The organism is Shewanella sp. SP1S2-4 (genome assembly GCF_031932075.1).
Classification (GTDB): Bacteria; Pseudomonadota; Gammaproteobacteria; order Enterobacterales; family Shewanellaceae; genus Shewanella; species Shewanella baltica.
The window spans coordinates 197,421-221,424 of sequence record NZ_JAUOET010000005.1 but is presented as its reverse complement, the minus strand read 5'-3'; the positions used below and the strand labels follow the sequence as shown (position 1 = coordinate 221,424).

At 46.8% G+C, this 24,004-nt stretch carries 21 protein-coding genes; 9 read left to right on the top strand and 12 right to left on the bottom strand.

Annotated features, from left to right (window positions below):
* Positions 1 to 72: 72 nt before the first annotated feature.
* Together Q4Q52_RS08055 and Q4Q52_RS08050 are read left to right on the top strand one after the other, a co-directional pair.
* Positions 73 to 963, top strand: a complete 891-nt coding sequence (locus tag Q4Q52_RS08055; RefSeq protein WP_311990310.1) for a hypothetical protein — start codon at positions 73 to 75, stop codon at positions 961 to 963.
* A gap of 269 nt (positions 964 to 1,232) precedes the next feature.
* The gene (locus Q4Q52_RS08050; protein ID WP_311990309.1) at positions 1,233 to 2,624 is read left to right on the top strand and encodes a hypothetical protein; all 1,392 of its coding nucleotides are present in this window, start codon (positions 1,233 to 1,235) and stop codon (positions 2,622 to 2,624) included.
* Positions 2,625 to 2,693: 69 nt separating this feature from the next.
* On the opposite strand, the gene Q4Q52_RS08045 is transcribed toward Q4Q52_RS08050, so the two are convergent.
* Entirely contained in the window at positions 2,694 to 3,605 is a 912-nt protein-coding gene (locus tag Q4Q52_RS08045; protein WP_311990308.1) for a bile acid:sodium symporter family protein, read from the bottom strand.
* A 378-nt stretch (positions 3,606 to 3,983) separates the two neighbouring features.
* On the opposite strand from Q4Q52_RS08045, the gene Q4Q52_RS08040 reads away from it, so the two are divergent.
* From Q4Q52_RS08040 to Q4Q52_RS08030, 3 genes are all read left to right on the top strand, one after another.
* The gene (locus tag Q4Q52_RS08040) at positions 3,984 to 5,321 is read left to right on the top strand and encodes a coproporphyrinogen III oxidase family protein (protein WP_311990307.1); all 1,338 of its coding nucleotides are present in this window, start codon (positions 3,984 to 3,986) and stop codon (positions 5,319 to 5,321) included.
* A gap of 132 nt (positions 5,322 to 5,453) precedes the next feature.
* Complete coding sequence (locus tag Q4Q52_RS08035) at positions 5,454 to 5,687, top strand: hypothetical protein (RefSeq protein WP_106649081.1); 234 nt, start codon at positions 5,454 to 5,456, stop codon at positions 5,685 to 5,687.
* 28 nt (positions 5,688 to 5,715) lie between these two features.
* The gene (locus tag Q4Q52_RS08030; protein WP_311990306.1) at positions 5,716 to 6,657 is read left to right on the top strand and encodes a DUF4424 domain-containing protein; all 942 of its coding nucleotides are present in this window, start codon (positions 5,716 to 5,718) and stop codon (positions 6,655 to 6,657) included.
* Positions 6,658 to 6,713: 56 nt separating this feature from the next.
* Here the strand turns inward: Q4Q52_RS08030 and Q4Q52_RS08025 are convergent, their stop codons facing one another.
* A complete protein-coding gene (locus tag Q4Q52_RS08025; protein WP_311990305.1) occupies positions 6,714 to 8,714 on the bottom strand; it encodes a ligand-gated channel protein in 2,001 nt (666 codons plus the stop codon).
* 124 nt (positions 8,715 to 8,838) lie between these two features.
* Here Q4Q52_RS08025 and Q4Q52_RS08020 point away from each other — a divergent pair, with 124 nt between their 5' ends.
* Together Q4Q52_RS08020 and Q4Q52_RS08015 are read left to right on the top strand one after the other, a co-directional pair.
* The gene (locus tag Q4Q52_RS08020; RefSeq protein ID WP_311990304.1) at positions 8,839 to 9,852 is read left to right on the top strand and encodes a LysR family transcriptional regulator; all 1,014 of its coding nucleotides are present in this window, start codon (positions 8,839 to 8,841) and stop codon (positions 9,850 to 9,852) included.
* Positions 9,853 to 9,929: 77 nt separating this feature from the next.
* Positions 9,930 to 10,811: a patatin family protein gene (locus tag Q4Q52_RS08015; protein WP_311990303.1), complete on the top strand. Its 882-nt coding sequence runs from the start codon at positions 9,930 to 9,932 to the stop codon at positions 10,809 to 10,811.
* Here Q4Q52_RS08015 and Q4Q52_RS08010 read toward each other — a convergent pair.
* The 3 genes from Q4Q52_RS08010 to Q4Q52_RS08000 all read right to left on the bottom strand — a co-directional run bounded on the left by Q4Q52_RS08010 (position 10,795) and on the right by Q4Q52_RS08000 (position 13,522).
* Positions 10,795 to 11,736, bottom strand: coding sequence for a LysR family transcriptional regulator (locus Q4Q52_RS08010; protein WP_259542882.1), 942 nt, complete (start codon positions 11,734 to 11,736; stop codon positions 10,795 to 10,797). The genes Q4Q52_RS08015 and Q4Q52_RS08010 overlap by 17 nt on opposite strands.
* 28 nt (positions 11,737 to 11,764) lie before the next feature.
* Complete coding sequence (locus tag Q4Q52_RS08005) at positions 11,765 to 12,622, bottom strand: EamA family transporter (protein ID WP_311990302.1); 858 nt, start codon at positions 12,620 to 12,622, stop codon at positions 11,765 to 11,767.
* 126 nt (positions 12,623 to 12,748) lie between these two features.
* Entirely contained in the window at positions 12,749 to 13,522 is a 774-nt protein-coding gene (locus Q4Q52_RS08000; RefSeq protein WP_311990301.1) for an ABC transporter substrate-binding protein, read from the bottom strand.
* A 160-nt stretch (positions 13,523 to 13,682) separates the two neighbouring features.
* Here Q4Q52_RS08000 and trmL point away from each other — a divergent pair, with 160 nt between their 5' ends.
* Positions 13,683 to 14,147 (top strand): tRNA (uridine(34)/cytosine(34)/5-carboxymethylaminomethyluridine(34)-2'-O)-methyltransferase TrmL, encoded by a 465-nt coding sequence (trmL, locus tag Q4Q52_RS07995; RefSeq protein ID WP_006079682.1) that lies wholly within the window; start codon positions 13,683 to 13,685, stop codon positions 14,145 to 14,147.
* A gap of 42 nt (positions 14,148 to 14,189) precedes the next feature.
* On the opposite strand, the gene Q4Q52_RS07990 is transcribed toward trmL, so the two are convergent.
* Positions 14,190 to 14,744, bottom strand: a complete 555-nt coding sequence (locus tag Q4Q52_RS07990) for a hypothetical protein (RefSeq protein ID WP_012586466.1) — start codon at positions 14,742 to 14,744, stop codon at positions 14,190 to 14,192.
* 294 nt (positions 14,745 to 15,038) lie between these two features.
* On the opposite strand from Q4Q52_RS07990, the gene Q4Q52_RS07985 reads away from it, so the two are divergent.
* Entirely contained in the window at positions 15,039 to 17,060 is a 2,022-nt protein-coding gene (locus Q4Q52_RS07985) for a S9 family peptidase (protein ID WP_311990300.1), read from the top strand.
* Positions 17,061 to 17,176: 116 nt separating this feature from the next.
* Here Q4Q52_RS07985 and Q4Q52_RS07980 read toward each other — a convergent pair whose 3' ends face one another.
* The 6 genes from Q4Q52_RS07980 to Q4Q52_RS07955 all read right to left on the bottom strand — a co-directional run bounded on the left by Q4Q52_RS07980 (position 17,177) and on the right by Q4Q52_RS07955 (position 23,549).
* Complete coding sequence (locus Q4Q52_RS07980) at positions 17,177 to 18,655, bottom strand: pitrilysin family protein (RefSeq protein ID WP_311990299.1); 1,479 nt, start codon at positions 18,653 to 18,655, stop codon at positions 17,177 to 17,179.
* Positions 18,652 to 19,983 carry a pitrilysin family protein gene (locus Q4Q52_RS07975; protein ID WP_311990298.1) on the bottom strand — a complete coding sequence of 444 codons (1,332 nt, stop codon included), beginning with the start codon at positions 19,981 to 19,983 and terminating at the stop codon, positions 18,652 to 18,654. The genes Q4Q52_RS07980 and Q4Q52_RS07975 overlap by 4 nt, the downstream gene beginning before the upstream one ends.
* A 137-nt stretch (positions 19,984 to 20,120) precedes the next feature.
* Positions 20,121 to 21,536: an amidohydrolase gene (locus tag Q4Q52_RS07970; RefSeq protein WP_311990297.1), complete on the bottom strand. Its 1,416-nt coding sequence runs from the start codon at positions 21,534 to 21,536 to the stop codon at positions 20,121 to 20,123.
* Between the two features lie 547 nt (positions 21,537 to 22,083).
* Positions 22,084 to 22,422, bottom strand: coding sequence for a hypothetical protein (locus Q4Q52_RS07965; protein ID WP_311990296.1), 339 nt, complete (start codon positions 22,420 to 22,422; stop codon positions 22,084 to 22,086).
* Between the two features lie 191 nt (positions 22,423 to 22,613).
* Entirely contained in the window at positions 22,614 to 22,913 is a 300-nt protein-coding gene (locus tag Q4Q52_RS07960) for a hypothetical protein (protein ID WP_311990295.1), read from the bottom strand.
* 351 nt (positions 22,914 to 23,264) lie between these two features.
* Positions 23,265 to 23,549 (bottom strand): hypothetical protein, encoded by a 285-nt coding sequence (locus Q4Q52_RS07955; protein WP_311990294.1) that lies wholly within the window; start codon positions 23,547 to 23,549, stop codon positions 23,265 to 23,267.
* Positions 23,550 to 24,004: the final 455 nt, after the last annotated feature.

Below are 24,004 nucleotides of genomic sequence, written 5' to 3'. Positions count from 1 at the left end.
AAATTGCAATAGAAGTCGTTATAACGAAAGCATAAACCACCTTGCATCAGCACATCACTTAAGGATTAACCGATGAGAACAGCTTCACAGGCGATGATGTCATTCACGTTAGCCTCAAGTGTCCTGCTCGCTTCATGTGTGGTACAAGCAAATCCTGTTGAAACATCAAGGGAATATAAGTTATTGCTCGACCCAAGCCACTTTAATTATGCTACTCAAAGCACAACCGCCAATAACTATCTAACGGATGCTAAACAAGTCATTAGCAACGCTATCAGTCGTAATATCACAGGCTCTTGGGCATTAACCAAAACACGTCAAGTAGCTTTCTATGACACCCCAACCAGTTGTCAGCTAAAGCAGTTAGGTTATATCTTTCGTGACCGAACGAGCGATGGCCAAAGTGAAGTGACGCTCAAATTTCGCAGCCCTGATCGATTTATTGCTGACTTTGAAGATCTCAGCTCACCCGATAATCAAGCCGACACTAAACTCGAAGCCGACATCAGTACCGATATCAATAATGGCATCCGCATTGTATATAGCCATTCAACCACCACGCCAAACACCCGCACCTTAAATGATATGGCCGATGTAAATAGTCACTTTTCAGGCTTTGCCGACGCTTACGGTTTAAGTAACAATCTCACACTCGCCAAAGTCGGTGGCCTTACGATTAATGAATATGTGTTTGAAGGCAGTGAAATCGATTTAGGCAGCATAGACGCCTCACTCGAACTCACGCTGTGGTACACCAGCTCCCCAAATGCCTCGCAGCAACCCGTTATTGCCGAAGTGTCCTTTAAATATAAAGATCCCAATGGCAATTACACCGCCAAAGTCGTGCAAAGAGCTAAGCTGGCTTTAGACGCTATGGCGCAAATGAGTGCGTGGAACTCAACGAGTTCACTGACTAAAACGGCTTTCATCTATGCAGCAACACCCCATTTTTGCAGTCAATAACGACACACAAATCAGCGTCGTTAGTACTGAGGCATAAAGCCGTAAAACGGCTATTGGGGCGGGTAAACTAGGTATCAAGGAAAATGTCGGTAGCTCCTTCAAACTGGCAATGCCACACATTAGCCACGGCAGTGCTATCGCTGCATTTTATCCGCAAGTCATAACACAGTGGCAAACAGCAAGGCTTGCTTGTAGCATAACAAGCCTCTATGTTAGCCAACTTCACTCGCACTACCGCTTGCAAGTACCCGCTTAACTACAAGGATGTTATGAAGATATTCACGATTGCGACTCTCCTATTACTGTTGACCCTAAGCTTTGCCGCAACGGCGGAAAAATCCGCGCGGGAACAGTTATTTGAGCAACAACAATACGACGCTTTCTTGCAACAAGCGCTGCAGCAAGCCGCAGAAAACAATGCTGAGGCGTTATTTCTACTGGGTAAAGCCTACCATCTCGGCCGCGGCGTCACGCAAGACAATGCCACCGCCAGCCAATACTATGAACAAGCCAGAGCCTTAGGTTCGGCCCGTGCCAGCCATAACCTGGGCAGTATGGCGCTGGATAATGATCGAAAAACGCAGGCCATCCCCTTGTTAGAAGAAGCGCTGGCACGGGGCCTTAAACTACCGACCTTATATAACCTAGGACGAGCACACAGTCCGGCAGATCCCAGTTCAAGGTTCTATCTAACGAAAGCAATCGCAGCGGCGCAGCGAGCGGGGAGTTACTTTGGACAAGCCTTTGAACTTCAACCCGATAACCTCTATCTGGATAATGCCTCACGCGAGTATCTGCGCGCTTACTTAATAGCGATGCAAAGTGTCGGCAGCGAAAGAGAAAGTCTCGACCTCCCGCAGTTACGTCAGCAAGCCATAAAGTGGCTAGAATTGGGTATGGCAGCAGATAACGGTACGGCGTGGACAAACTACGGCGCCCTACTGTTGAATGAAAATGACTACAGCGGCGCGAAAGCCGCATTTTTACAAGGTGCTAAGCGTCAAGTTGCCATCGCTAATTATCATTTAGGCAGTATGGAAGAGCGCGGTTTGGGCGCAGAAACCGATAAAGTGCAAGCACTGGCATACTACGAGAAAGCGGCGTTAGCGGGCATGGAACAAGCGAAGGCTCCCGCTTATGAACTGCTTAAGTCACAACTGGAATATGAAGACGATCTCACTAAATTGGAACAAGGCATTGCCCGCTTTCATGCATTAAAACAGCAAGATCAGTATGTTCCCATCTCACTGGACTCAGTTATAAATCGGCTGGCGTGGGGCACGTTTCTGGCACAGCAGCGGCAACAGACTATTTCGCTACCCACAGCGGCCAAAACCCAATTAAGCTTGCAGGCCTGTGGTTTAGGCTACAACCAATTACATGGCAGCACATACAATATTGGAGAAAACTCGCACTGGCGTATGGCGGCGTATCTAACCTTAACTGACAAAATCGCTTTACCACTTGAAGGCAGAGTCGACGAGCATGGTTGTGCCAGCTTAACGATTGCCATGACAGATCAGCTGTATCGCTTGTTACAACAAGGTGCCGTATTCGGATTGCGCTTTCCCAACTACACCCTGCCACTGGCATTAAGCCAGCAAGAAAATATCTTGCAGCTGACACTCATGCCCATCGAGACCCCATTACCGGTTAATTAGTCACAGCAATTTAACCCTGTGGCCGCGCTTGCTAGGCCACAGGTATTGTCTATTTTCGCCAGCAACATCTTAATCTTGCGATTCCCTCGCCCAATATCCCGCCAAGATGGCGCCTGATAGGTTATGCCATATCGAGAATATCGCGCTGGGGATGGCAGAAATCGGGCTAAAAAACTTGATACACAAAGCCGTGGCGAGACCGGAGTTTTGTAGGCCAACTTCGATGGAAATGGTTTTGCAGACTGTATGGTTAAAGCCTAATAAACGGCAACAGAAATAGCCTAAGGCGAGACCAAGACCATTATGTAAGAACACGGCCAGCAAAATAATGGGGCCAACTTTATCAAACTGATTGGCATTTAATGCCACGATAATGGTAATCGCCATCACGATTGCCAAGATTGAAATCAACGGCAATGCGGGAGCGACTTTGGCCACCAGCGATTTAAAAAAATGATTGATGATCACGCCTGCGCTAACGGGGAACAGCACGATTTTCACTAAGCTCAGTAGCATGTCGGCGAAGGGAATATCGATCATTTCGCCAATCAACAACTTAATAATCAGTGGCGTTAATACTACGCCCGCTAAGGTCGACAGTGCCGTCATGGTTATCGATAAAGCCACATCGCCTTTTGCCAAATAACAGACTACGTTTGAGGCAGTGCCACCTGCAACACTGCCCACCAACACCATGCCGATGGTGAGTTCCCTATCTAATCCTAATAACTGGCTGATCAATAATGCGCTGAGCGGCATGACCGAAAATTGCAGTATCAACCCAGTCAGCACGGCGCGTTTTTGTTTGAATGCATTAGCAAAATCCTGCAGATCTAAGGTGAGTCCCATAGAGAGCATGATGATCACTAACAGCGGCACTATGGCGGATTTAAGCTCAGTAAACCAACTCGGCATTAAATAAGCGGTCACAGCGCCTATGAGTGCCAACAGCGGGAAGAAGCGGTTTACGTTTACCAACATAGCTAGCCCTTTAGATCATGAGGTTATTTTATCGCTCGGATGATGACAGTCGAGCATTGGATAGACAAGCGCTAATCCACCAGCAATAAAGCCTAGAATGGTGATTTTTTAATCTCCACATTTCGACTGACACCTTAAGTTAACTCCCCAAATTCACAGTAGATTCCGCCCCAAAGCGCAGGATAAAAATGCATTCCTGATCGCTAAAACATGATCTGCTTAACAAAAAGCCCGTGATTTCCTTGTTAGGAAACCGTAACTTATAACCAGTTCACGTTTTAACAATTACATACGATGTAGTCTTATTGCGCTAGGTGGTCGTGAATTACCTAAAGCAATTTCGGTGTTTACGGTTAGCACTCACAGATAGGAATCGTTATGTCTTCAGTTATCCAAACGCTCAGCGGCGCTATCGCAACGCCTTATCAAGCGAATATTACCGTCCCTAACTGGATGCTCGGCTCGATGGAACGAGTCATGCAGTACTACGTCGATAAGAATCTTCGCCTCGATACCCTTTCCGCAGAAATGATGCCAGCGCCCGTAGAAGGCAAAAAGTATATGCTGTACGCGCATATCCCCTTCTGCCATACCCTGTGTTCTTACTGCACCTTCCACCGTTTCATGTTCAAGGAAGACAAGGCACGCGCCTATTTCATCTCATTGCGTAAAGAGATGGAAATGGTCAAAGCCCTCGGCTATGACTTTGAATCTATGTACATTGGCGGCGGCACCACCACAGTATTAGAAGACGAATTAGCCCGCACCATAGAACACGCTAAAACCCTATTTCCTAGCATTAAAGAAGTCTCCTGCGAGTCCGATCCGCAGCATTTAGACAGCCCAGGCTTTAAGCAACTCAAAGGCTTAGTGGATCGCATGTCTATCGGCGTGCAAAGCTTTAATGACGATATTTTAAAAATGACTGACCGACTCGATAAGTTCGGTACGGGTCAACAAACCTTCGACAAGATCATGGGCGCCAAAGAGCTGTTCCCCATTATCAACGTCGACCTGATCTTTGGTTTCCGCGGCCAAACCGATGAAGTGATCCAACACGATCTCGACATGGCATCGCGCCTCGACCCAAGACAAATTACCACTTATCCGCTGATGATCACTCATCAAACTCGTAAGAGCGTGAAAGGCAAATTAGCGGCGCCGCAGGCAGATATGGCCAACCAATATCGTCAGATCTTAAACAGCCTAAATGGCCAATATAATCAACTATCTGCATGGGCATTTGGTAAGGCGAATGACGAAGGCTTCGACGAATACGTTATCGACTACGATGAGTATTTAGGTGTAGGTTCGGGCTCATTTAGCTTCTTAAATGACACGCTTTATGTGAACACTTTCTCGCTGCGCAAGTACCAAGAACGCATTGCAGCTGGCCACATGGGCGTCGAGCAGCAAAAGAACTACAGCAAAAAAGATGTGATGCAATATCGCTTTTTGCTGGGCATGTTCTCCGGCCGTTTATCACGTAAATATTTCCGCGACACCTTTGGCGTCAACTTAGATACCGCCTTGTTTAAAGAAATGACGTCGATGAAGTTAATTGGTGCGATCAAGAATGACCCAAGGGATCCCGACAATCTGATCGTGACCGACAACGGCAAGATGATGGGTCTCTTGATGATGAAAGAGTTTTATTCAGGCATGGACAATGTGCGCGCCCAATTGCGTAAACCGCTCAAACCCTGTGATATGTAACACTTATTGATGATTATTGATTCATAAAGACTAAACAGGCCCTTCGAGGGCCTTTTTGTTAACTCGGTTTAAAGGTAGTCTTGCCCAGTGCTATTAATTGAGCACAATCCCAACAATAAAGGAGTATTCGTTATGGGTTTTAATGAACAAGAAAAACATGCTTTATTGGCACTCAAAGGCGTTGGCCCCACTGTGATAAAGCGCTTCGAAGAAATAGGTATCAGTTCACTGCAACAACTGGCACAACACGAAGTGGATGATATCGCGAACTTAGTCGCCAGCATGCTACGCACCACGTGTTGGAAAAACAGTCCCCAAGCGCGAAATGCCATCGCCGCGGCTATTGAGCTTGCTCGCCGCAGCTAGTCTGATATTTCTTCCCCTCGAGATGTTTATGCCATCTTATTTTCGCATCTTAACTGGCACGATAACCGCGCTGTTATTTAGCACACCGGCTTTTGCCAACGACAGCAGTTTTGGCGATGCTAATGGCTCTATTACCTTGAAATACCAGCCTAATATCAGTATGGACAAAGAGTTGCTCTTTATCAGCGAGACCGAAGTCAGGGTCGATTATGTGTTTACCAACACCAGTTCGCAGGATCTTATCGTCCCCATAGCCTTCCCCATGCCACCGATGTTTTTTGGCTCCGCCGATCACAGCAGCATTGATAACTTCACCCTTAAAGTGAATGGTAAAACCCAGCCAACTCAGCACAGGCTTGTTGCCCAACTTGCCGATAAAACCGATATTTCAACCGAGCTGAAACAGCTTGGCTGGGGAGTAGATGAAGTCGCTTACTTTGCCGAATATGCCGAAATCCCCAAGGGTAAGCCCGCACTCCCCCAGCAATGGTTGGATGAGGACCAACAAATCGCCTTTACCCTAAGCGATTACTTTGTCTGGCAACAAACATTTCCCGCGGGCCAATCTGTCGCTATCAGCCATAGCTACAGCCCGAGTATTTCAACGGGTGTTCCCTATCCCGCCAGCGAAATTATCGATACTCATACTGAACTGGCCTGTTTAGATGAAAGCGCCAAGCAAGGCATTAGGAAGCGCAACCTTATCGTTAAACAAGACGGTGAAGATCAGGAGATTGGCGTCGAATGGAGCCATCTTAGCTATATTTTGGTGACGGCCAATAACTGGCAAGGGTCGATTAAGGACTTCAAACTCACCCTAAAAAAATCCCAGCCCACAGATCTCCTTAGCTTATGTTTTGATGGCGAGCTTAAAAAAACTGACCCACTCACCTTTGAGTTCCAGCAAAAACAGTTCACGCCAAAGCAAAATCTCAGCGTCCTGTTTATTCGTAAACCGAATTTTGAATAATCAAAAAAGAAGCCAGCTAAGTGCTGGCTTCTTTCAGGACGAGATATGTTTTTAATTTAAAAACTATAGGTCATACCTAACCAATAGCGGCGGCCGTCTTCGATATAACCGTATTCCTCTTGGGTAATGTCCTTATCGAAGGCGTTATAAATACCCGCGCTAAATTTCAGGCTATCGTTCAACTGATAGTTAGCGCCCAAATCTAGCAGAGTGTAAGAAGGGGCGATTAAACTGCTCGATGACGGTCCCGTCGTCGGTTGGCTCTCTTCGCCACGGTAGTTGACTCTCAACCAAGTGCTCAAGTTATCAATAGGCTCGTAGTTGAACGACGCTTGGATCAAATGCTTAGGCAATTGATTCAATGGACTACCTTTGTAAGCACCCGTCTTTTGCTCTGAATCCGTATAAGTATAGTTACCCGTAAAGCTCAGGTTTGAGCGAATCCGATAATCGATACTCAGCTCAATCCCTTGAGTCACAGCATCGTCGATATTCACGTAAGTGGTTGGGTCGGAACCAAATTGATTGGGACCATCGGTACATTGAGTCGCAGGACAGGCCACGCGGGTGATCTTATCTTTAAACTCGTTATAGAACACACCCGCACTGGCGGTAATGCTCTCGGTCAGATCCGAATACACACCTAACTCATAGTTCACAGAGGTTTCGGGTTGTAAATCTGGATTACCGTACATGTTGCCGCCACGGCTGACTTGTCCCCAATCGGGCACTGTCTGGCGCAAACTCGGCGCCCTAAAGCCCGTCGACACGCCGCCCTTTAAGGTGGTGCTGTCGGTTAATCCCCACACGCCGTAAACACGCGGGCTGACATGGTGACCAAAGTTTTCATCATCATCCAAACGCAGCCCCATGGTCAGGGCAAAGTTATCGACTATGCGCCATTCATCCTCAGAAAATACCGACCATTGTCTGCGGCTGATATCGGTTAAGTCGCTAACCTGATTGCCGGTTTCGTCGGTTAAATCTTGATGGTTAAATGCCGCACCAAAAGTCGCCGTATGGCTTTGGCCTAAGGTGGTGATCAGGCTAGATTGCACATCCGTGTTAGTGATCTTCATCTTGCGGGTTTTGTTATCGAAAACCTCATGCTTGATATAAGAATCCGAGGTACCAAAGTCCCAACGCCCTGTGTGTGAAAGCGAAATAGTGCTGTTTTCATATTCTGTCGTTGAAGATTGAGGACAACCGCGACGACCACAGGCTTCGCCCGGCGCCAGCGGTGTAACGGTTTTGCCTAAGCTGCTGTCGAGTTCTTGGTTTGACATCCCAACTTCGAGCATGATGTCGTGGTTTTCATTGGGGGTGAGCGCAAAACGCGCGGTCAGATTCGTCGCATCACGGCCACGGTAACCGCCGTAGATATTATCTTCTTCACGCTGAGTGTATTGACCGTACAGTTGCATCCCCAGCAGATCTTTAATCAAACCACCGTTGACGAAAAAGTTACTCTGATACACATTTCCCGAGGTCGACTTTTCCTGCAATGTCGTGTCGAGTCGCACTTCACCCTGCCACTCGTTCGGCACTTTACGGGTGATAATGTTGATCACGCCGCCAATGGCATCCGAACCATAAAGTGATGACATAGGCCCGCGAACAATTTCAATTCTATCGATGGCCGCCAATGGTGGAGTCCAAGCGCCTTCAACACCTGGACCGTCGCTGTTAGTACGTGTCTCGCGCGAAGATTGGCGTTTACCATCCACTAAAATTAACGTGTATTGGCTGCCCATGCCCCGCAGGCTGATGTCCTGACGGTCGGCGCCGCCGGTAATCACCACACCGGGGACTTCTAACATGGCATCGGTTAAGTCACGATAGAAGCGGTTATCCAGATCCTCACGGGTGATCACACTGATAGATGCGGGCGCGTCGCGAATTTGTTGTTCAAATCCCGATGCGGTCACTACGATTCTTTCCATCATCTTTTCTTTATCAGGCGCGGTGTCCGCAAGGGCATTAGTCACAGGTACTGCGGGCAACAAACATAAAGCGGTGATCACTTGAGCGAGGTACTTCTTACGACTTAACAACATAACCGACAAGTCTCCATTGGACAAAGATTGTAAATGAGAACAATTTTCAATACGGCAATGTATCCCTATGTTACAATCAGCTCAAGTTAGACTTTAGGTATTCACTTGTAAGAGTTACTTAAAAATGAATAAAAACATGATCAAAGGCATGATCGTTTTTGCGGCAATCGCAGAAAAGGGCTCAATGAGCGCCGCAGCGCAGCAGTTAAACCTCAGCTCCTCGGCTGTGAGTCAACAAGTGACTAAGCTCGAAATGGATATGGGGATCAGTCTATTCCACCGCAATACTCGCAATCTTACCCTCACAGAGGCGGGCAGCTTGTTCTATGAAAATTGCCGAAAAGTCATCGCGATAGTCGAAAGCACAGAGCAAAAACTCAATAACTTGAAAGGGATTCCTTCGGGGGAATTAAAGATTGCCGCGCCCATAGGTTTTGGCGGCGGCCTATTGAGCGAGCCCTTTAACTACCTGTTGGCGGCGCATCCGCAGATAAGTTTGAATTTACTGCTGCAGGATGGCCCAATAGATATAGTCAACGAGGGCATAGATCTGGCAATTTGCATCGGTCCCTTATCGGATTCTAACTTAATTGCCCGCCACTTAGCGGATTGGCGTATGTTGCTGTGTGCCTCGTCAGACTATATACCCACGTATGAAAAGCTAATTCACCCGACTGAATTAGCAGCCTTTAATCGCATTAATCACCACTGCGCTAACAGTGAAACCTTGACCCTCGCCCGCAGCCAAGAGTGCTTCGAGCTGACAAGCCAGCGCATTACAGTCAATAATATGCAGGCATTAATCCAACTCACTCTCGATGGTCTCGGATTTGCCGCCCTGCCCGAACCTGAAGTGCACAAATACCTCGAAAGCGGCCAGCTTGTCACCCTCTTACCCGAGTGGTCACTCAATACCTACAGCGTGTATAGCGTCACTTCAGCGCGGGATAAGCAGCCCGCGAAAGTGAAAGAAGCGCTCAATACGCTTAGCCAATACTTCAGTCAGGCGAATTTTAACCCTGCCTATCACTTTAAACAGTGTGTTCAAAAAGACGGCACAAAGGGTAGCATAACCAATATCTTACCCATAAAACCCAAGCAAGCGTCCCATCACACCGACGTCGACCACGCTTCTTAAACGTGCCCTATCTGCATTCATTTCTGCGCTAAGCTGGGGTATTCTGCTGGGATGAACCGATAAAAAGATATAACTCGATGAAAGATGTGGCCTTAGTGTTGGAAGGTGGCGGCCTCAGAGCCATTTATACTGCAGGTGTGTTAGACGCGTTTTTGCAGCAGTCGCTCAACTTCAACTATGTGATTGGGGTGTCTGCGGGTGCCATTTACCCCGCGTCCTATGTGTCCCGTCAATTCGGTCGTAATCTTCAAATTCAGCAGCAATATCTCAACGATAAACGCTATATGGGCCTGCGCCATTGGCTGACTACGGGCAACTATGTCAACACTGACTTTACCTATCGCCGCATGGCCTATGAGTTACTGCCATTTGATTTTGATACATTTTTAAATAGTCATACCGAATTTAAGGTTGGCGCCTTTAACTGCAATACAGGGAAAACCGATTACTTTGGTATGGACGATTTTGACGACCACGATAAATTACTCGACGTGCTCATCGCCTCCTCTAGCCTGCCTTTTATGTCTAAACCCAGCGTGATTAACCAACATCATTACCTCGATGGCGGGATCGGCGAACCGATACCGTTAGCACAATCACGCAAAGATGGTTACTCACGCCAAGTGGTGATCTTGACTCAAGATCAGCATTACCAAAAATCCGCGATGAAAATGAATTGGTTAGCCCGCAAAGCCTACAAACGCTATCCCGCAGTTTCCCATGCGCTGAGTGAGCGGCACCGAGTTTATAATCAAGCATTAACCGAGTTAGACCAAGCCGTTGCAGAAGATAACGCCTTTGTGATCCGCCCAGCGCAGCCACTTAATTTATCCAGGCTCGATCGCAATATCGATAAAGTGACCGCCGTCTATCAACAAGGGCTAGCGGATGGGAAAACAGTCTTACCCGCATTAACGGCTTGGTTAGCTGCGCCAAAAGAGCCTAAACCCGAGGCGTAATCGACGGCAGCACTTGACTGATGATCAGTTCTCGCAGCCATTTATGGCTCAAGTCGTGCTCGAAGTGTTTATGCCACATCAATAAATAAGCGCCGGGGATCAGCTTGATAGGGGATGGTAAAGACTGAAGCTCGAAGGATTTCATCACAGCAAATGCATAACGTGACGGCGCGCAGAGGATCAAGTCGCTCTGTTCACACAGGGTGAGTGCGCTCTGGAAGTCGGTCATGTTCACGGCGATATCACGCTGACGCCCCTCAAGTTGCAGCACATCATCCAGCAACCAATGCTCTATGCCACCAAAAGCCACTTGCAGATGGCGATAGCTCAAGAAGGTGTCTAAATTCCACTCTTGTGCTAACGCCGGATGATCGCGGCGCATCAAGCACACAGTATAATCCTGCACTAACTCGACATGGCACAAGTCGTCGGGAATATGACTCACATGCATGGGCGAACGCTCGTCCCACTCGCGGCAACCTATGGCTAAGTCGATGTCGCAGCGCAGTAATCTGTCCATAGTATCGAGACGCCAGGTTTGGCAATTGAGACTCACACCGGGCGCTTGGGCGAGCAGCGAGGGCATAAAATGCGGAAAAGTCAGCGAGTATGTGGTCTCAACCAAATGCATTCTAAACTGCCGCTGACTTAAGGCGGGCTCAAAGGTATCGGGCCGGGTAAATTGCGCTAATTGCTGTAAACATTGGCGCAACTCCGGCGCGAGCGACAAGGCTTTAGGCGTCGGTTTTAGGCCGTAGGCGGTGCGCTCAAACAGAGGATCATCAAATACTTCCCTCAAGCGCGTCAGTTGTTTACTCACCGCCGACTGGCTCAAATGCAAACGCGCCGCAGCGGCGGTCACACTTTGCTCCTCAAGCAGGATTTCCAGTACGGGTAGTAAATTCAGATCCAAACGTTTTAGCATCTATCCCTCATTTACCCCAAAATACTGACTAGGGCTGCACTTTTTTAAATGGGTTTAACCTTAAATTCTGTGGCAATTTCATCAATAACAGCGACAGTAATATCACACCTATCCCCGCCCACTGACGCATGTCTAAGGTCTCACCCACAATCAATACGCCTAATGATACGGCAACCACGGGATTGACTAAAGCGACCATGCCCATGATTTCTGGTCCTAAATTTCGCATCGACCACAGCCAAGCCCAATAAGCGATGGCGGTGTTGGCAATCACTAACCATAGTAACGACGGCACCACTGTCAGGCTAGGTAACTGCGGCGGGCCCGCCATAAACCATGCCAGCGGAATTAACATCAAGCCGCCCAAAAACAGTTGCCATGCTGTGAGCACTAAAAAGTCACCCACATCCCACTTTTGCATCCAGCGAGAAGAGAAAGCAATTAACGTCGTGGCACTCAACATGCACAACACGCCGATAGGGTCGAGATCCGCCGACGGGTTAAGCAGTAAAATCACCCCGCCAAGGCCCATTAAGCCTAATAGTAACCACTTCATTCCAGGACGTTTTTTATCAATCACCCAAGCTAAAATTAAGAAAATTAACGGCAGCGTCGCCCCTAAGGTCCCCGCCACTGCGCCCGGCAAACGATACGCGCCGATAAATAACAAGGTGAAGAAGGCGCCGATATTACAAAAAGCCAGCAAACCGAGCTTTGACCACACCAGCGTTGGCAAGCGAGGACGCAGCATCAACATCAGTATCCCCGCAGGCAGCGCGCGCCACACAGCCACCCAATAGGGCGACATGTCATGTAAGTAGAGACTCACTAACGCATAGGTCGTCCCCCAAAACACAGGGGCGAGTAAGGCGATTACAAAAGGCATAATAACTCTTTAAAAAGTATCTTGATGTGAAGATATATTATTCTCAGTCTTCACTCCTAGCAAGTGAAGTTTATGAATATCTCATTATCGGCGGGAGTTAATCAGGTTAACTATTTGATTTTAAAACTAAAGTTGCCAGTCATTGTAGGACAGATGGATAGTTTGATAAATCTGGCTTAACTCTCCAGTCTGCCGCAGTAATTCAATCATGCGAGTCAAATATGCATCTACGGCATCCCCTTCGGGGCCCTTGGCAATCACAAACACATCTTCAAAATCGCCAAAGTCTTCACGGTGGATATTATGCAACTTCAACTGTTTCAGCATCATATCGGCCTCTTCCTGCGCCCAAACGAAGGCATCGATACGGCCATGGGAAAGTTTTAGCAAAGAACGTTTAATGGTTATTGAAGGCTCCGCAGGGATAGGCATGTAATCTGGAATCGCCTCCACGGTAAATACGCGCCCCGTTTGCTGCTGATCAAATAACATGGCCTTCGTTATCGGCTTATCCACATTGGTATAAAGCACGTGGGTGACTTGCCCAAATGAAACAGAACTAAAACGATAAGGTAAGGCATCTAACGCGGCATTATTACGGATTGCGGGCAAACCAAAATCAGCACGACCAAGCGTCACGCCTAGCATCGCCCGTGAAAGCGGGAAAACCTTAATATCAATTTCAACCTCAGGATCTGCCCTATCAATTGCTTTAACCAGTTCCACAAATGGCCCTGTGCCATCGGCATTAATTAATCCAGGGATCTCCCCTAAATAAGCCGTCATCTGCCGCTTGCCGCCAGCATTAGTGACAGCATCATCCGCGGCATAGGCTGGGGTGAAAATACTGTGAAGGAAAAGTACAGAAAAAATACACAAGGTAATAAAGTGACTGAACATGAATGGTCCCTCGGTGGCTGTCTCAAGCTTAGCAGACGACAACGATTGTGGCGTTCATTCCTCGCATCCAAATGAGAACGTGATAAAGCATCACTCTGTCACTGCGCTTAGCCGCCGTTTGCCGTATAATCAGCCGTCATTTTTCTATAGGCGGGCCAGTATGTTCCATATCGCACTCTATGAGCCAGAAATCGCACCTAACACAGGTAATATCATTCGCTTATGCGCCAACAACGGTTGTCAGCTGCATTTGATTGAGCCATTAGGTTTTGATCTAGAAGAGAAAAAGTTACGCCGCGCCGGTTTAGATTATGCCGACTTGACCAATGTGACTCGCCACAAAGACTTCGATGCCTTCCTCGAAGCCATGGCAGGTAAGCGCATTATGGCCTGCACCACTAAAGGCAGTCGTCCGCATACTGAGCTGAGTTTTGCGAAAGATGATGTGCTGCTATTTGGCCCTGAAACCCGCGGCTTGCCGATGGCGATTATCGAATCGATTCCGACTGAACAGAGACTGCGCATCCCCATGGCGGCCACCAGTCGTAGTTTGAATCTGTCAAATGCGGTGGCGATTATCAGCTATGAAGCGTGGCGCCAACTGGATTTTGCTGGCGCACTTTAAACGCTGTCGAAGCTAAATCGCTGATTTGTGGCTAAGGGGCGGCTAAGGAGATGGTGCGACAGGCGTCATCTCAATCCCACGAAACAGCTGATAGCGATCGATATCATCATCGAGATATTGGATGTTCTGCGTCCATTGCCATCCACCCGCTTGATTTTGAGCCCGAGTCTGAGCATCAAAGAGTAACTGGATCAACGCGGGTCTCGCATTAACAACCCCTTCCCCTAGCAGAGAATAATCCCCATTTTGTCGATATAAACTAAAGAGTTGCTGTTTATCTTCCGCCACACCGTCGTAATAGGTCAGTAACACTTGATCGCCTTGTTCCCTAAACCACCAAGTTTCGCTAAAGGGCGCCCGCGTGCCGATACTCACAGATAAAATCAACTGGCGCTGATCGTGGGAGCAAAAGCCCGTGACGGCCACTTTTCTCGGAATCTCCCCCGCCTTGGCAGCATCACCCGCCCATTGCCCCACTAATTGTGGACAAAATTCCTTGAAACTGACCTTAGCGGCCATGACTGAGAAGGACGAAAACACGCTCAGTACAATGGCAAGACCCAGCATAAGGTTCAAACGGTCGATTTTAAGCGGCATATCTCTAGCACCTACCCGAAACATATCAATACATTAGCGTTAAAAGCATCAATCGACAAATCCCCCATCACAAATGATTCCTTTAACGACGGAATGAACGCTTTTGTATTGCAGTTAGCCTGACTGTTTACCGCCTACATCAACCTCTTTTGAGCTGAGATACCCAACAAAGATTCACAGTTGCTTACATAACAGCTTATTCAGGCATAGCGGGTTTTCATGCTAACTTGCCACTTAGCAAAAATACGCAACATCATAATCCTAGTAACTGTTTGTATCACAAGGAGACTCATAGTGAAGAAGACAGGCATTTTATTACTCTGTTTACTGATGCCCTTTAGCTCGGCATTTGCAGACCAAGGCAAACCACTCTCAGCGGAATTACTTTGGCAACTCAAACGTATCGGTAGCCCAATTATATCCCCCACAGGCGAACACATCATCGCGCCAGTCACAGAGTACGATCTAAAAGCCGATAAAGGCTCAACCCAGCTGTGGCATTTCGATGGCAAGGAAAACCGAGCCATCACAGCCAAAGGTTTAAGGGTGAGCGAGCCCGTGTTTTCCCCCGACGGCAAAATCTTGGCATTTGTGAGTCAGCGCAATGAAGACGAGGCGAGCCAAATTTACCTGCTGCCGATGGACGGTCCGGGTGAAGCGCAGCGCTTAACCGATATTCCCACAGGCGTTAACAGTATTAAGTGGGTTGGCAAGCATCTGTATTTCATCAGCAATATCTTCCCTAATCAAAGCTGGGAAGAAATGAAAACCCAGCTCACCACAGATACAGACAATAAGGTTTCCGCCCATCAATGGAACGCCTTGCCCTATTCCCAATTTGATCACTGGTTAGATGAACGTCGTCAAGCCCACGTATTTAGAATTCCGGCCAAAGGCGGTAATGTCGAAAACATCACCCAGCCTGCGGGCCATGAATTACCACGATCAGATCAAAGCAGTGCAAGCTATGATGTTTCCCCCAATGAACGCTGGATCGCCTTCAATGCCTATGGCTCAGAGAATAAAGTCGATCCTAAAATTGATATATTTCTCGCCACAATTGGAGGCAACAAGGCCGAAAATCTCACCGCAGATAATCAAGCGCCGGATCTGAATCCGAGCTTTAGCCCTAACGGTAAAACGCTCGCCTTTACCCGCCAAAAAATCCCCGGTTTCTACGCCGATACCTCAAGGCTGATGCTGCTGGATATCGACAGCCGTAAACTCACAACACTCACTGCTGACTGGGACCGTTCTGTCTCTCAATTCAGTTGGACACCCGACAACAAGGGCTTTTATGCCACTGTGGAGGACGCAGCCACAAACCGTATTTACTCTATCGATGCCAAGAACGGCAAAGTAAAAGCCATCACAGAGGCAACCGATTTTAGCCAACCCGCCATAGGCAAAGATGGCGAACTGATTGCCACCAATCAGAGCTTTTTGTATCCCGCTCGCTTGGTCAGCATCAATCCTCGCAATGGTAAGATTGAACGCCTAGAAAACTTTAACGACGATATTCTCAAAGATGTCGACCTAGGTACCTATGAATCAGTTACCTACAAAGGCTATCAAGGTAAAGATATTCAAATGTGGGTTCACTATCCCGCAGGGTTTGATCGCAGCAAAAAATACCCACTGTTTATGCTCGTCCACGGCGGGCCACACAATGCCATTACCGACGGTTTCCATTTCCGTTGGAACGCGCAAACCTTTGCTTCTTGGGGTTATGTCACGGCGTGGCCAAACTTCCACGGTTCGAGTGGCTTTGGTCAGGAATTTGCCGATTCCATCAATCCCGATTGGAAGACAAAACCCCTTGAGGATGTGCTCAAGGCGGCAGACTGGTTTAAACAACAAAGCTGGATAGACAGTGATCGCATGGTGGCGGGTGGTGCAAGTTATGGTGGTTACCTGACCTCGATTATTTTGGGTCAGCCGCATCCCTTTAAAGCGCTATTGATCCATGCTGCGGTTTACGACATGTATGCACAAATGGCGTCGGACTTTGCCGTACACAGTACCCGATTTGGCTACTATTGGGATAATCCAGAACTGTATAAAGCCATTTCGCCCCATTACTTTGCGGCTAACTTCAACACTCCAACCTTAGTCAGCCATGGTCAACTCGATTACTTAGTGCCGGCGACCCAAGGGTTCGAACTGTTCCACACCCTGCAAAGTCGACATGTTGAATCGCGGATGATTTATTTCCCCGATGAAAATCACTGGATTATGAAGCCTAATAACTCAGTCTACTGGTATAACGAAGTGAAGAAGTGGATGACCCACTTTGCCGAACCTGGCGCGCGTTAAACGCGATTCATAGATACAAAAAAGGTCTGCAATGCAGACCTTTTTAATGGGTTTACTTAAACTAAAGCGTAGGCTAACGCTTTAGTTTGAAATGACTTAGCTTAAAATGACTGAGCTTATTGGCCAAAGCCAGTGGCTTTAATATCCACGGTTTGCACTTTGCCATACTTAGCGGCGATAGGTGCAATTTTAGCCGCGTTGCCAATCAGCACAAATTGCAGATCTTTTTGCGGGAAGTAAGTTTTCACGAGCCTTTGAGTTTCTTCTAAGGTCAAACCATCCACCTTAGCTTGGAACTCATTGATAAACTTATCATCGAAGCCGTATAGATACATGCCAGACAATAATCCCGCCAGTTGGCCTGAGGTTTCAAACTTAGGTGGGAACTGACCTTTCACATAGGCTTTAGCCGAATCTAAGGTGGTTTGATCTACGCCTTTCTCCCATAAACGAGCATAGGTTTTCAGTGCGAGATCAATCGCTTCTTGAGTGGTTTCCGTCTTAGTGAAAGTGCTAATAGTAAACACACCCGAATCGGTATAAGGACTAAAACCTGAGCGTGCGCCATAGGTTAAGCCAGCGTTTACCCGCAGCTCGTCGTTAAGCCAAGAGGTAAAACGACCACCTAAAATAGTGTTCACTACCGTTAAACCGACATAGTCTGGATTGTCACGACTAATGCCTAAACCGCCGATAACAAAGGTGGTTTCGATTGCATCGGGTTTATCCACCAGCAAAACTTTAGCCGCAGTTAACTGAGGCAAGCCTTGATTTAAGTCAGGCTGCACCAGCTTTTCGCTGCCTTTCCACTGACCAAAGGTTTGCGTCAGCTTAGACTTCATCGCAGCAACATCAAAGTCACCCACGACGGTAATCGCGGTATTGGCCGGTTGGTAGTAACTCTTATGGAAAGCGCGCAGTTGCGACACTGTCACTTGTTCAAGCGAATCACTGTTACCCGAAGCCGCATTACCATAAGGATGGGCACCAAATACCAGCTTATCGAAGTAACGACCAATCACCGCCCGTGGGCTTTCTTTATCTTGCTGCAGCCCCGCAATCGCGCGTTGCTTAAGTTTATCGAACTCGGCAGCGTCAAAGTCTGGCGTTAACATCGCCGCGCTAAATAAGCCCAGCATGACGTCAGTGTCTTTCGCCATAAAATCGGCACTGAGATAGCTGCCTTCTTTATCCGCTTCAGCACCTAAACTTGCACCGAGAAAATCCACTTGCTGCTCGATATCCGCCTTAGATTTACCCGCCGCCCCTAACAGCAAACCTTCTGCCGTCATTTGCGCCACGCCTGCGGTGGTGTCATTGACAGCCCCCGCACGTACCACGGCATTTAAGGTGACTAAAGGCACTTCGCGCTGCGGCATTAAATACACAGTTAAGCCGTTATCCAGCACGAACTTGTCGTAACTTGGCATCACAAAGCTGCCAGTTTCGACGCGTTTTGGCGCCGATGTCGTAGCACAACCTGCTAAGGCTAAACTTGTGCCTAGGGCTAATGCGGCCATTAACTTAGAAGGTTTCCCGAGTGATGCCATCTTAAGTGATTTCATTGCTGTCAATTTCGCTGCCGTTGATTTCATTTAGAGATCTCCTCGTTTGCCGCCAGCACAGCTACAGTGCGATTCGATTTACGTAAATAGGTTTGGGCAACACGTTGAATATCCGCTGGCGTTACCTTGTTATAGGCTTCTGGCGCATTAAATAGCTTGTCGTAACTGCCAAAATACATCTCATAGGTGCCTATGGTATTGGCCTTGCCATTAATGGTTTCCATCGAACGATAGAAATCCATCAACTTGATATTTTTAACTTTATCCAGTTCTTGCTGGGTAACGCCCGTTGTCGCAATCGCATCGATTTGTTCAATCAGCGCACGCTCCAGCGTCGAGGCTTTCACCTCAGGCGTGGCAACACCCATCACATAGAAGAGGTTAGGATCGACCGACATCGGCATATAGGTTTGCGCTTCTAAGGCCACTTGTTTATCAACCAGTGATTGATATAAACGCGAGCTATTACCTTGGCTTAAAATCGAGCTTAATAAATCCAGCGCATAATAATCTGCGTGAGTCGCCGCCGGAATATGGTAAGCCAGCATCACATTCGGTGTGCTCACCGATGCCTTTTGCACAAAGGTACGACGCTCGCCCTTTTGCTCAGGTTCTACGGTGCGAATCGCTTTAGGCGGAGTTTGTGCCGGAATAGGCGCAAAGTATTTGTCGGCCAAGGCTTTAACTTGGGCAACCTTCACATCACCGGCAATCACAACCACGGCATTGTTCGGCGCATAATAGGTTTTGTGGTACTGCACGAGATCTTCCAGCGTCCAAGCGGCAATATCCGACTCATGGCCGATCACCGACCACGAATAAGGATGAGCTAAAAACGCCACACCTTTAATTTCGCCTTCAAGGGCATTCCAGTTAGAGTTTTCTAAGCCAGTGGAGCGTTCCGACTGCACTACACCACGTTCGCTATCGACCATAGTTTGGTTGATATCTAAGTTTGCGATACGGTCGGCTTCGAGATCGAACATAGTTTCAAGCGCATTGGCAGGGAACCAATCGGTATAAACCGTCATGTCTTCAGTGGTATACGCATTGTTCGCGCCACCTGCGGCTTCCATAGTGCGGTCGAACATTTTCGGGCCGTACTTTTTCGAACCGTTAAACATCATGTGTTCGAAAAAGTGCGAAATACCGGTAATGCCGGGCACTTCGTTACGTGAACCGACTTTCCAAAACAAATACATGTTGGCATTGGGAATTGAGGCATCTTCTAGCACCATGATTTTCATGCCGTTATCTAGCGTGAAACTCTTAATGTCTTCTGCCGTGGTGGCCTGTGCTTGGCTTAGGGGATTCAAAAGTCCCATGGCCAACACAAGAGCCGATAGCGTGCGCTTCATCTTGTTCGCTCCTTGCTGTAAATATCCACATATAGAGGTAAATTGTTTAACAAATCAAGCGCAGAAAGCGTATCCCGCGCCGATTTTTTGTAAGCTCAAGTTATACCGAAGAGCTTACGGAATAACGTCTGTCCGACTTATTGCGCATTTAGCGCAGTCAACGCCACTTTAGTCATGGCCTCAACTCCCACTTTTAACGCACTTTCATCCACATAAAAAGCCGGAGAATGATTGCTGGCCGCGGTTTCAGGGTCAGTTCCCTTTGGCGTCACCCCAAGGAAGAAAAACATCCCCGGCGCTTCTAAGGCGTAATAAGAAAAGTCTTCGGCACCTGTAATTAACCCAGGTTCAATCAGCATCTTATCGCCCACCACACTGGCAAGCACAGGACGCATGCTAGCGACTAACTCGGGATTATTGACCACAACAGGATAACCTGGGTGGATCTCTGTGGTCGCACTCGCACCAAGCGTTTTCGCCGACAACTCGGCCATTTCAGCTAAACGCAGTTTGATATCGGCGCGCATGGGCTGGTCGAAGGTGCGAATAGTGCCAATCAGCTCGACTTCATCGGGAATAATGTTAGAGCGAATGCCACCATTAACCGCACCAAAACTCACCACGGCAGGGGCTTTAGTGATATCCACCTGACGGCTGACGATCGTTTGCACGTTAGTGATAATTTGCGCCGCAGCGACAATAGGATCGACCCCATTCCAAGGACGCGAACCGTGGGTTTGGCGGCCTTTCACTTTGATCGTAAAGGAATCTTCACTCGCCATCGCTGGGCCACTGCGCACGCCAATCATGCCACTCGGCATGCTAGAGGTAACATGCATACCAAACACTTGGTCAGGTTTACGCTTAGCAAACAGCCCTTCTTTAAGCATCAATTCTGCGCCGCCTTCTTCCCCGTCTGGCGCGCCTTCTTCGGCAGGTTGGAAGATAAACATCACATCACCCGCGAGGCTGTCTTTCACTTTCACAAGGTTTTCAGCCACGCCCATCAACATGGCCACATGGGTATCGTGGCCACAGGCATGCATCACCCCTACCTTTTGATCTCGATAGGTATCGGTCGCTTTAGAGGCAAAGGGCAAGTCAACCACCTCAGTAACAGGTAAAGCATCCATATCCGCCCGAATTGCAATCAACGGACCAGACTTGCCACCTTTCAGCTTCCCGCCTTTCAAAATGGCCACAACGCCTGTATGCGCCACACCCGTTTGTACTTCCAATCCTAATGATTTCAGATGCTTTTCAATAATCTTGCTGGTGCGAAACTCACGATTTGACAACTCAGGGTGTTGATGTAAATCGCGGCGCCAGTCGATCACCTTTTGCTCCACACCCGCCGTCAACTTAGCCGCATCCGGCATAGCACTGGTCGCTGCTTGTGCCGAACTCAAACTCGCGCCCATAAAGCTCAAGGCTAAAGCCGAAGCGAGTAAAGTCTTAGAAAAATGGGATTTATTTGCTGAAGATTTAAATTCAAACGCCTTTAGGATTGCTGATTTTGAGATAGCAGATGGTGATACAGAAGGTAAAGTCATAGCGATAGCCTATTGTTGTTTTTATAAGCTACCTAAACTACACGGACATGGATTAATTGTTAATAGATTTAATGATGAAGGTAAAAAACACAACAGGTATTAAGGACTAAAAAACGTCAGCGATAGAGATTAAGCCCTGTCATTCCAGTGACTCGCAGCCAGTCCGTCCATGAATGCTCGAACGTGGCATCCATGCCACGGACGGTCACTTCCATGACAGTGCTTAATGCCGTTAATTCCGGCGTACATATTTAGCTTATTTCTCATCCACAACATCTATCAATGGATGAATCACTCTGTTCTTTAGGCGCAAATTTTCACGACCAGAAGCCGACTTAATTTCCATTATTTGGCATTGAATCAATTCTTAAGCGATTTGATTCATCTTAAGAGAAAAACCGCCCCAGCATAGCCGCAAACGGGGCGCGAGGTCGGGTTTTAGGGGGTAGCGTGAATCAGTCTGCTCTAGAGTGATTCAACGGCACAATTTTCAGCTACTTTTTTACATCGAATGTGATCGTGTTGCGAATCTGCTTTATGGACTTTGTCACCTTTCATATTCACGATACTTCGAGACCTTCCCTAACAATCTACCAAAACACAACACAAACAGAGGTGGAATAAACACAACCAGCAATAAATCTGGACCCGATAAGTCGTCTAAGACTTTCCTAAAATAGTCTGAAAAAAAAGATACCTTTGGTAATTCAATTTTCTCTATAAACCAAAGAGTCATGGTAACAAACACAACTAACCACCATCCCCAAAATACATATTTCACACAATCGCGTAGAACTGCACTATATACTTTAGGTGCCGTATAAGCGAAAGCAATCAATGGGATCAATATACCAAGAAACCACCCGACTATATCTTTAAGTTCCATACTCTTCCTAAAAAGTAATGCATTTACGGCTGGTTTGGAGTTCCGCTAAAAACAAGTCAGCCAACATGCGTTGGTAAAATTTTGTCATAATCGTCACCACCATATATCACGAAAACAACAAACAGAAGAAGACTAAAACACTTAGTCCTAGAGTGATTCATGGACACGATTTAAGTGACACAGCCAAAAAACTAAGATAAGACATTGATCTTATATCCACCAATAGTAGCTTCTAGTTTTTTAAAACCTAATCTTGTAGCTTCTGAAGATGGAGATACTACGTTTCTTCCCCCCCCTCGTTCACACGCATAAATTTCATGAGAAGAATCAATTTCTGGATTTAACACAAGTAAAGCTTGTTCTATTATGCTGAACTGAATATCTGATGTTTCCAGAGAATTGAGCAGGTCTTGCATTCCTCTGTAACCAACTATTTCATATAGTATTAAACTGCCAACTTTATCTTGATATTCATATTTCAATTCAATCATCTTAATCTCCTTATTGTTAGAATTCTCCGCGGCAACATACCATTTAAATAGGTATGAATGATGTTATCGGAATTTTATTTTTTTGAGGTAGCGTTATCATTCTTTTAGGCTCACTTTTCACCGATTAATGATCTTGATTTACGCCCTATACACAAAATATAAACCAACATTAGTACTGATTTTGGAGCCCAAAAACAACCACTAAAATCAATGTAGAAGGCAGCTTTACGCGCCTGGGTAAGTCTGCGGTAGAATGATTAACTTCTCGCTTTGGGACAGAAGAGAGCTAGATTTCCCCTCATCGCCCGTTAAGGTCACATTAACACAAGTGCCATATTAGATTTCTTTGCTTTATTGAGGTGATACATCATCTAGATGTAGCTCTATAACCTTACTAGATATGGTTAGTCGTTTTACTACCTTATAAATGGTATCATTTAGATGGACTATACTTCCCTCAGTGTTTTTCCCCTGAAGTTCTTTAGCATTAACCATATAACTAGGCGTTCCACTTAGGAAGACAAGCTTATATATTTCTGGAATTGGATGAGTTGTAATAATGTTTATCTCACCTTGACGCTTCTTCATGCGATTTTTAACATCATTTAAATAATCCTGACTTTGTTTACTTAGCATATGTTTCCTTATAATTATTTCATAATCAGCTAACTTGGTTAGAAACCATTCTATTAATTGAGTGCATATTTTTATTCAGGCATGAAAATACCTCCTTTTGAAAAGAAATAACTTATTGAGAAGATGTAAAGGTAACGACAATATATGGTTTATATCTTGAGTAAAGTAATGGAGGCTAGAACTAGCCCATATCAATACAGTACCATAAATACTAGTTAAATGCAAATGATTATCACTTGACTGCAATGCAGTGATGCTAAGTGCACAAGGCAACTTGAGGCCTAAGAGATGCGTATTGGACAAAAGCACGTTAGCCCGAAGCTAACACTAAATGCCTGTTTTTAGCACCAGAACCAAACTAGGTAAGTTTGATTCACGGATTTTAACGACCATGTATTTAAACTTCGTCCTAAAGACATTTTATAAAAACCTTCAGGTCACATATTTTTATTGAT

Coding starts and splice junctions, on each gene's coding strand:
- Q4Q52_RS08000 (WP_311990301.1), bottom strand. CDS start 13,522: ATGTTCAGTCACTTTATTACCTTGTGTATTTTTTCTGTACTTTTCCTT.
- Q4Q52_RS08025 (WP_311990305.1), bottom strand. CDS start 8,714: ATGTTGTTAAGTCGTAAGAAGTACCTCGCTCAAGTGATCACCGCTTTA.
- Q4Q52_RS08050 (WP_311990309.1), top strand. CDS start 1,233: ATGAAGATATTCACGATTGCGACTCTCCTATTACTGTTGACCCTAAGC.
- Q4Q52_RS08035 (WP_106649081.1), top strand. CDS start 5,454: ATGGGTTTTAATGAACAAGAAAAACATGCTTTATTGGCACTCAAAGGC.
- Q4Q52_RS08030 (WP_311990306.1), top strand. CDS start 5,716: ATGCCATCTTATTTTCGCATCTTAACTGGCACGATAACCGCGCTGTTA.
- Q4Q52_RS07965 (WP_311990296.1), bottom strand. CDS start 22,422: ATGGAACTTAAAGATATAGTCGGGTGGTTTCTTGGTATATTGATCCCA.
- Q4Q52_RS08005 (WP_311990302.1), bottom strand. CDS start 12,622: ATGCCTTTTGTAATCGCCTTACTCGCCCCTGTGTTTTGGGGGACGACC.
- Q4Q52_RS07970 (WP_311990297.1), bottom strand. CDS start 21,536: ATGACTTTACCTTCTGTATCACCATCTGCTATCTCAAAATCAGCAATC.
- Q4Q52_RS08040 (WP_311990307.1), top strand. CDS start 3,984: ATGTCTTCAGTTATCCAAACGCTCAGCGGCGCTATCGCAACGCCTTAT.
- trmL (WP_006079682.1), top strand. CDS start 13,683: ATGTTCCATATCGCACTCTATGAGCCAGAAATCGCACCTAACACAGGT.
- Q4Q52_RS08045 (WP_311990308.1), bottom strand. CDS start 3,605: ATGTTGGTAAACGTAAACCGCTTCTTCCCGCTGTTGGCACTCATAGGC.
- Q4Q52_RS07975 (WP_311990298.1), bottom strand. CDS start 19,983: ATGAAGCGCACGCTATCGGCTCTTGTGTTGGCCATGGGACTTTTGAAT.
- Q4Q52_RS08010 (WP_259542882.1), bottom strand. CDS start 11,736: ATGCTAAAACGTTTGGATCTGAATTTACTACCCGTACTGGAAATCCTG.
- Q4Q52_RS07960 (WP_311990295.1), bottom strand. CDS start 22,913: ATGATTGAATTGAAATATGAATATCAAGATAAAGTTGGCAGTTTAATA.
- Q4Q52_RS07980 (WP_311990299.1), bottom strand. CDS start 18,655: ATGAAATCAACGGCAGCGAAATTGACAGCAATGAAATCACTTAAGATG.
- Q4Q52_RS07955 (WP_311990294.1), bottom strand. CDS start 23,549: ATGCTAAGTAAACAAAGTCAGGATTATTTAAATGATGTTAAAAATCGC.
- Q4Q52_RS08020 (WP_311990304.1), top strand. CDS start 8,839: ATGAATAAAAACATGATCAAAGGCATGATCGTTTTTGCGGCAATCGCA.
- Q4Q52_RS07990 (WP_012586466.1), bottom strand. CDS start 14,744: ATGCCGCTTAAAATCGACCGTTTGAACCTTATGCTGGGTCTTGCCATT.
- Q4Q52_RS08055 (WP_311990310.1), top strand. CDS start 73: ATGAGAACAGCTTCACAGGCGATGATGTCATTCACGTTAGCCTCAAGT.
- Q4Q52_RS08015 (WP_311990303.1), top strand. CDS start 9,930: ATGAAAGATGTGGCCTTAGTGTTGGAAGGTGGCGGCCTCAGAGCCATT.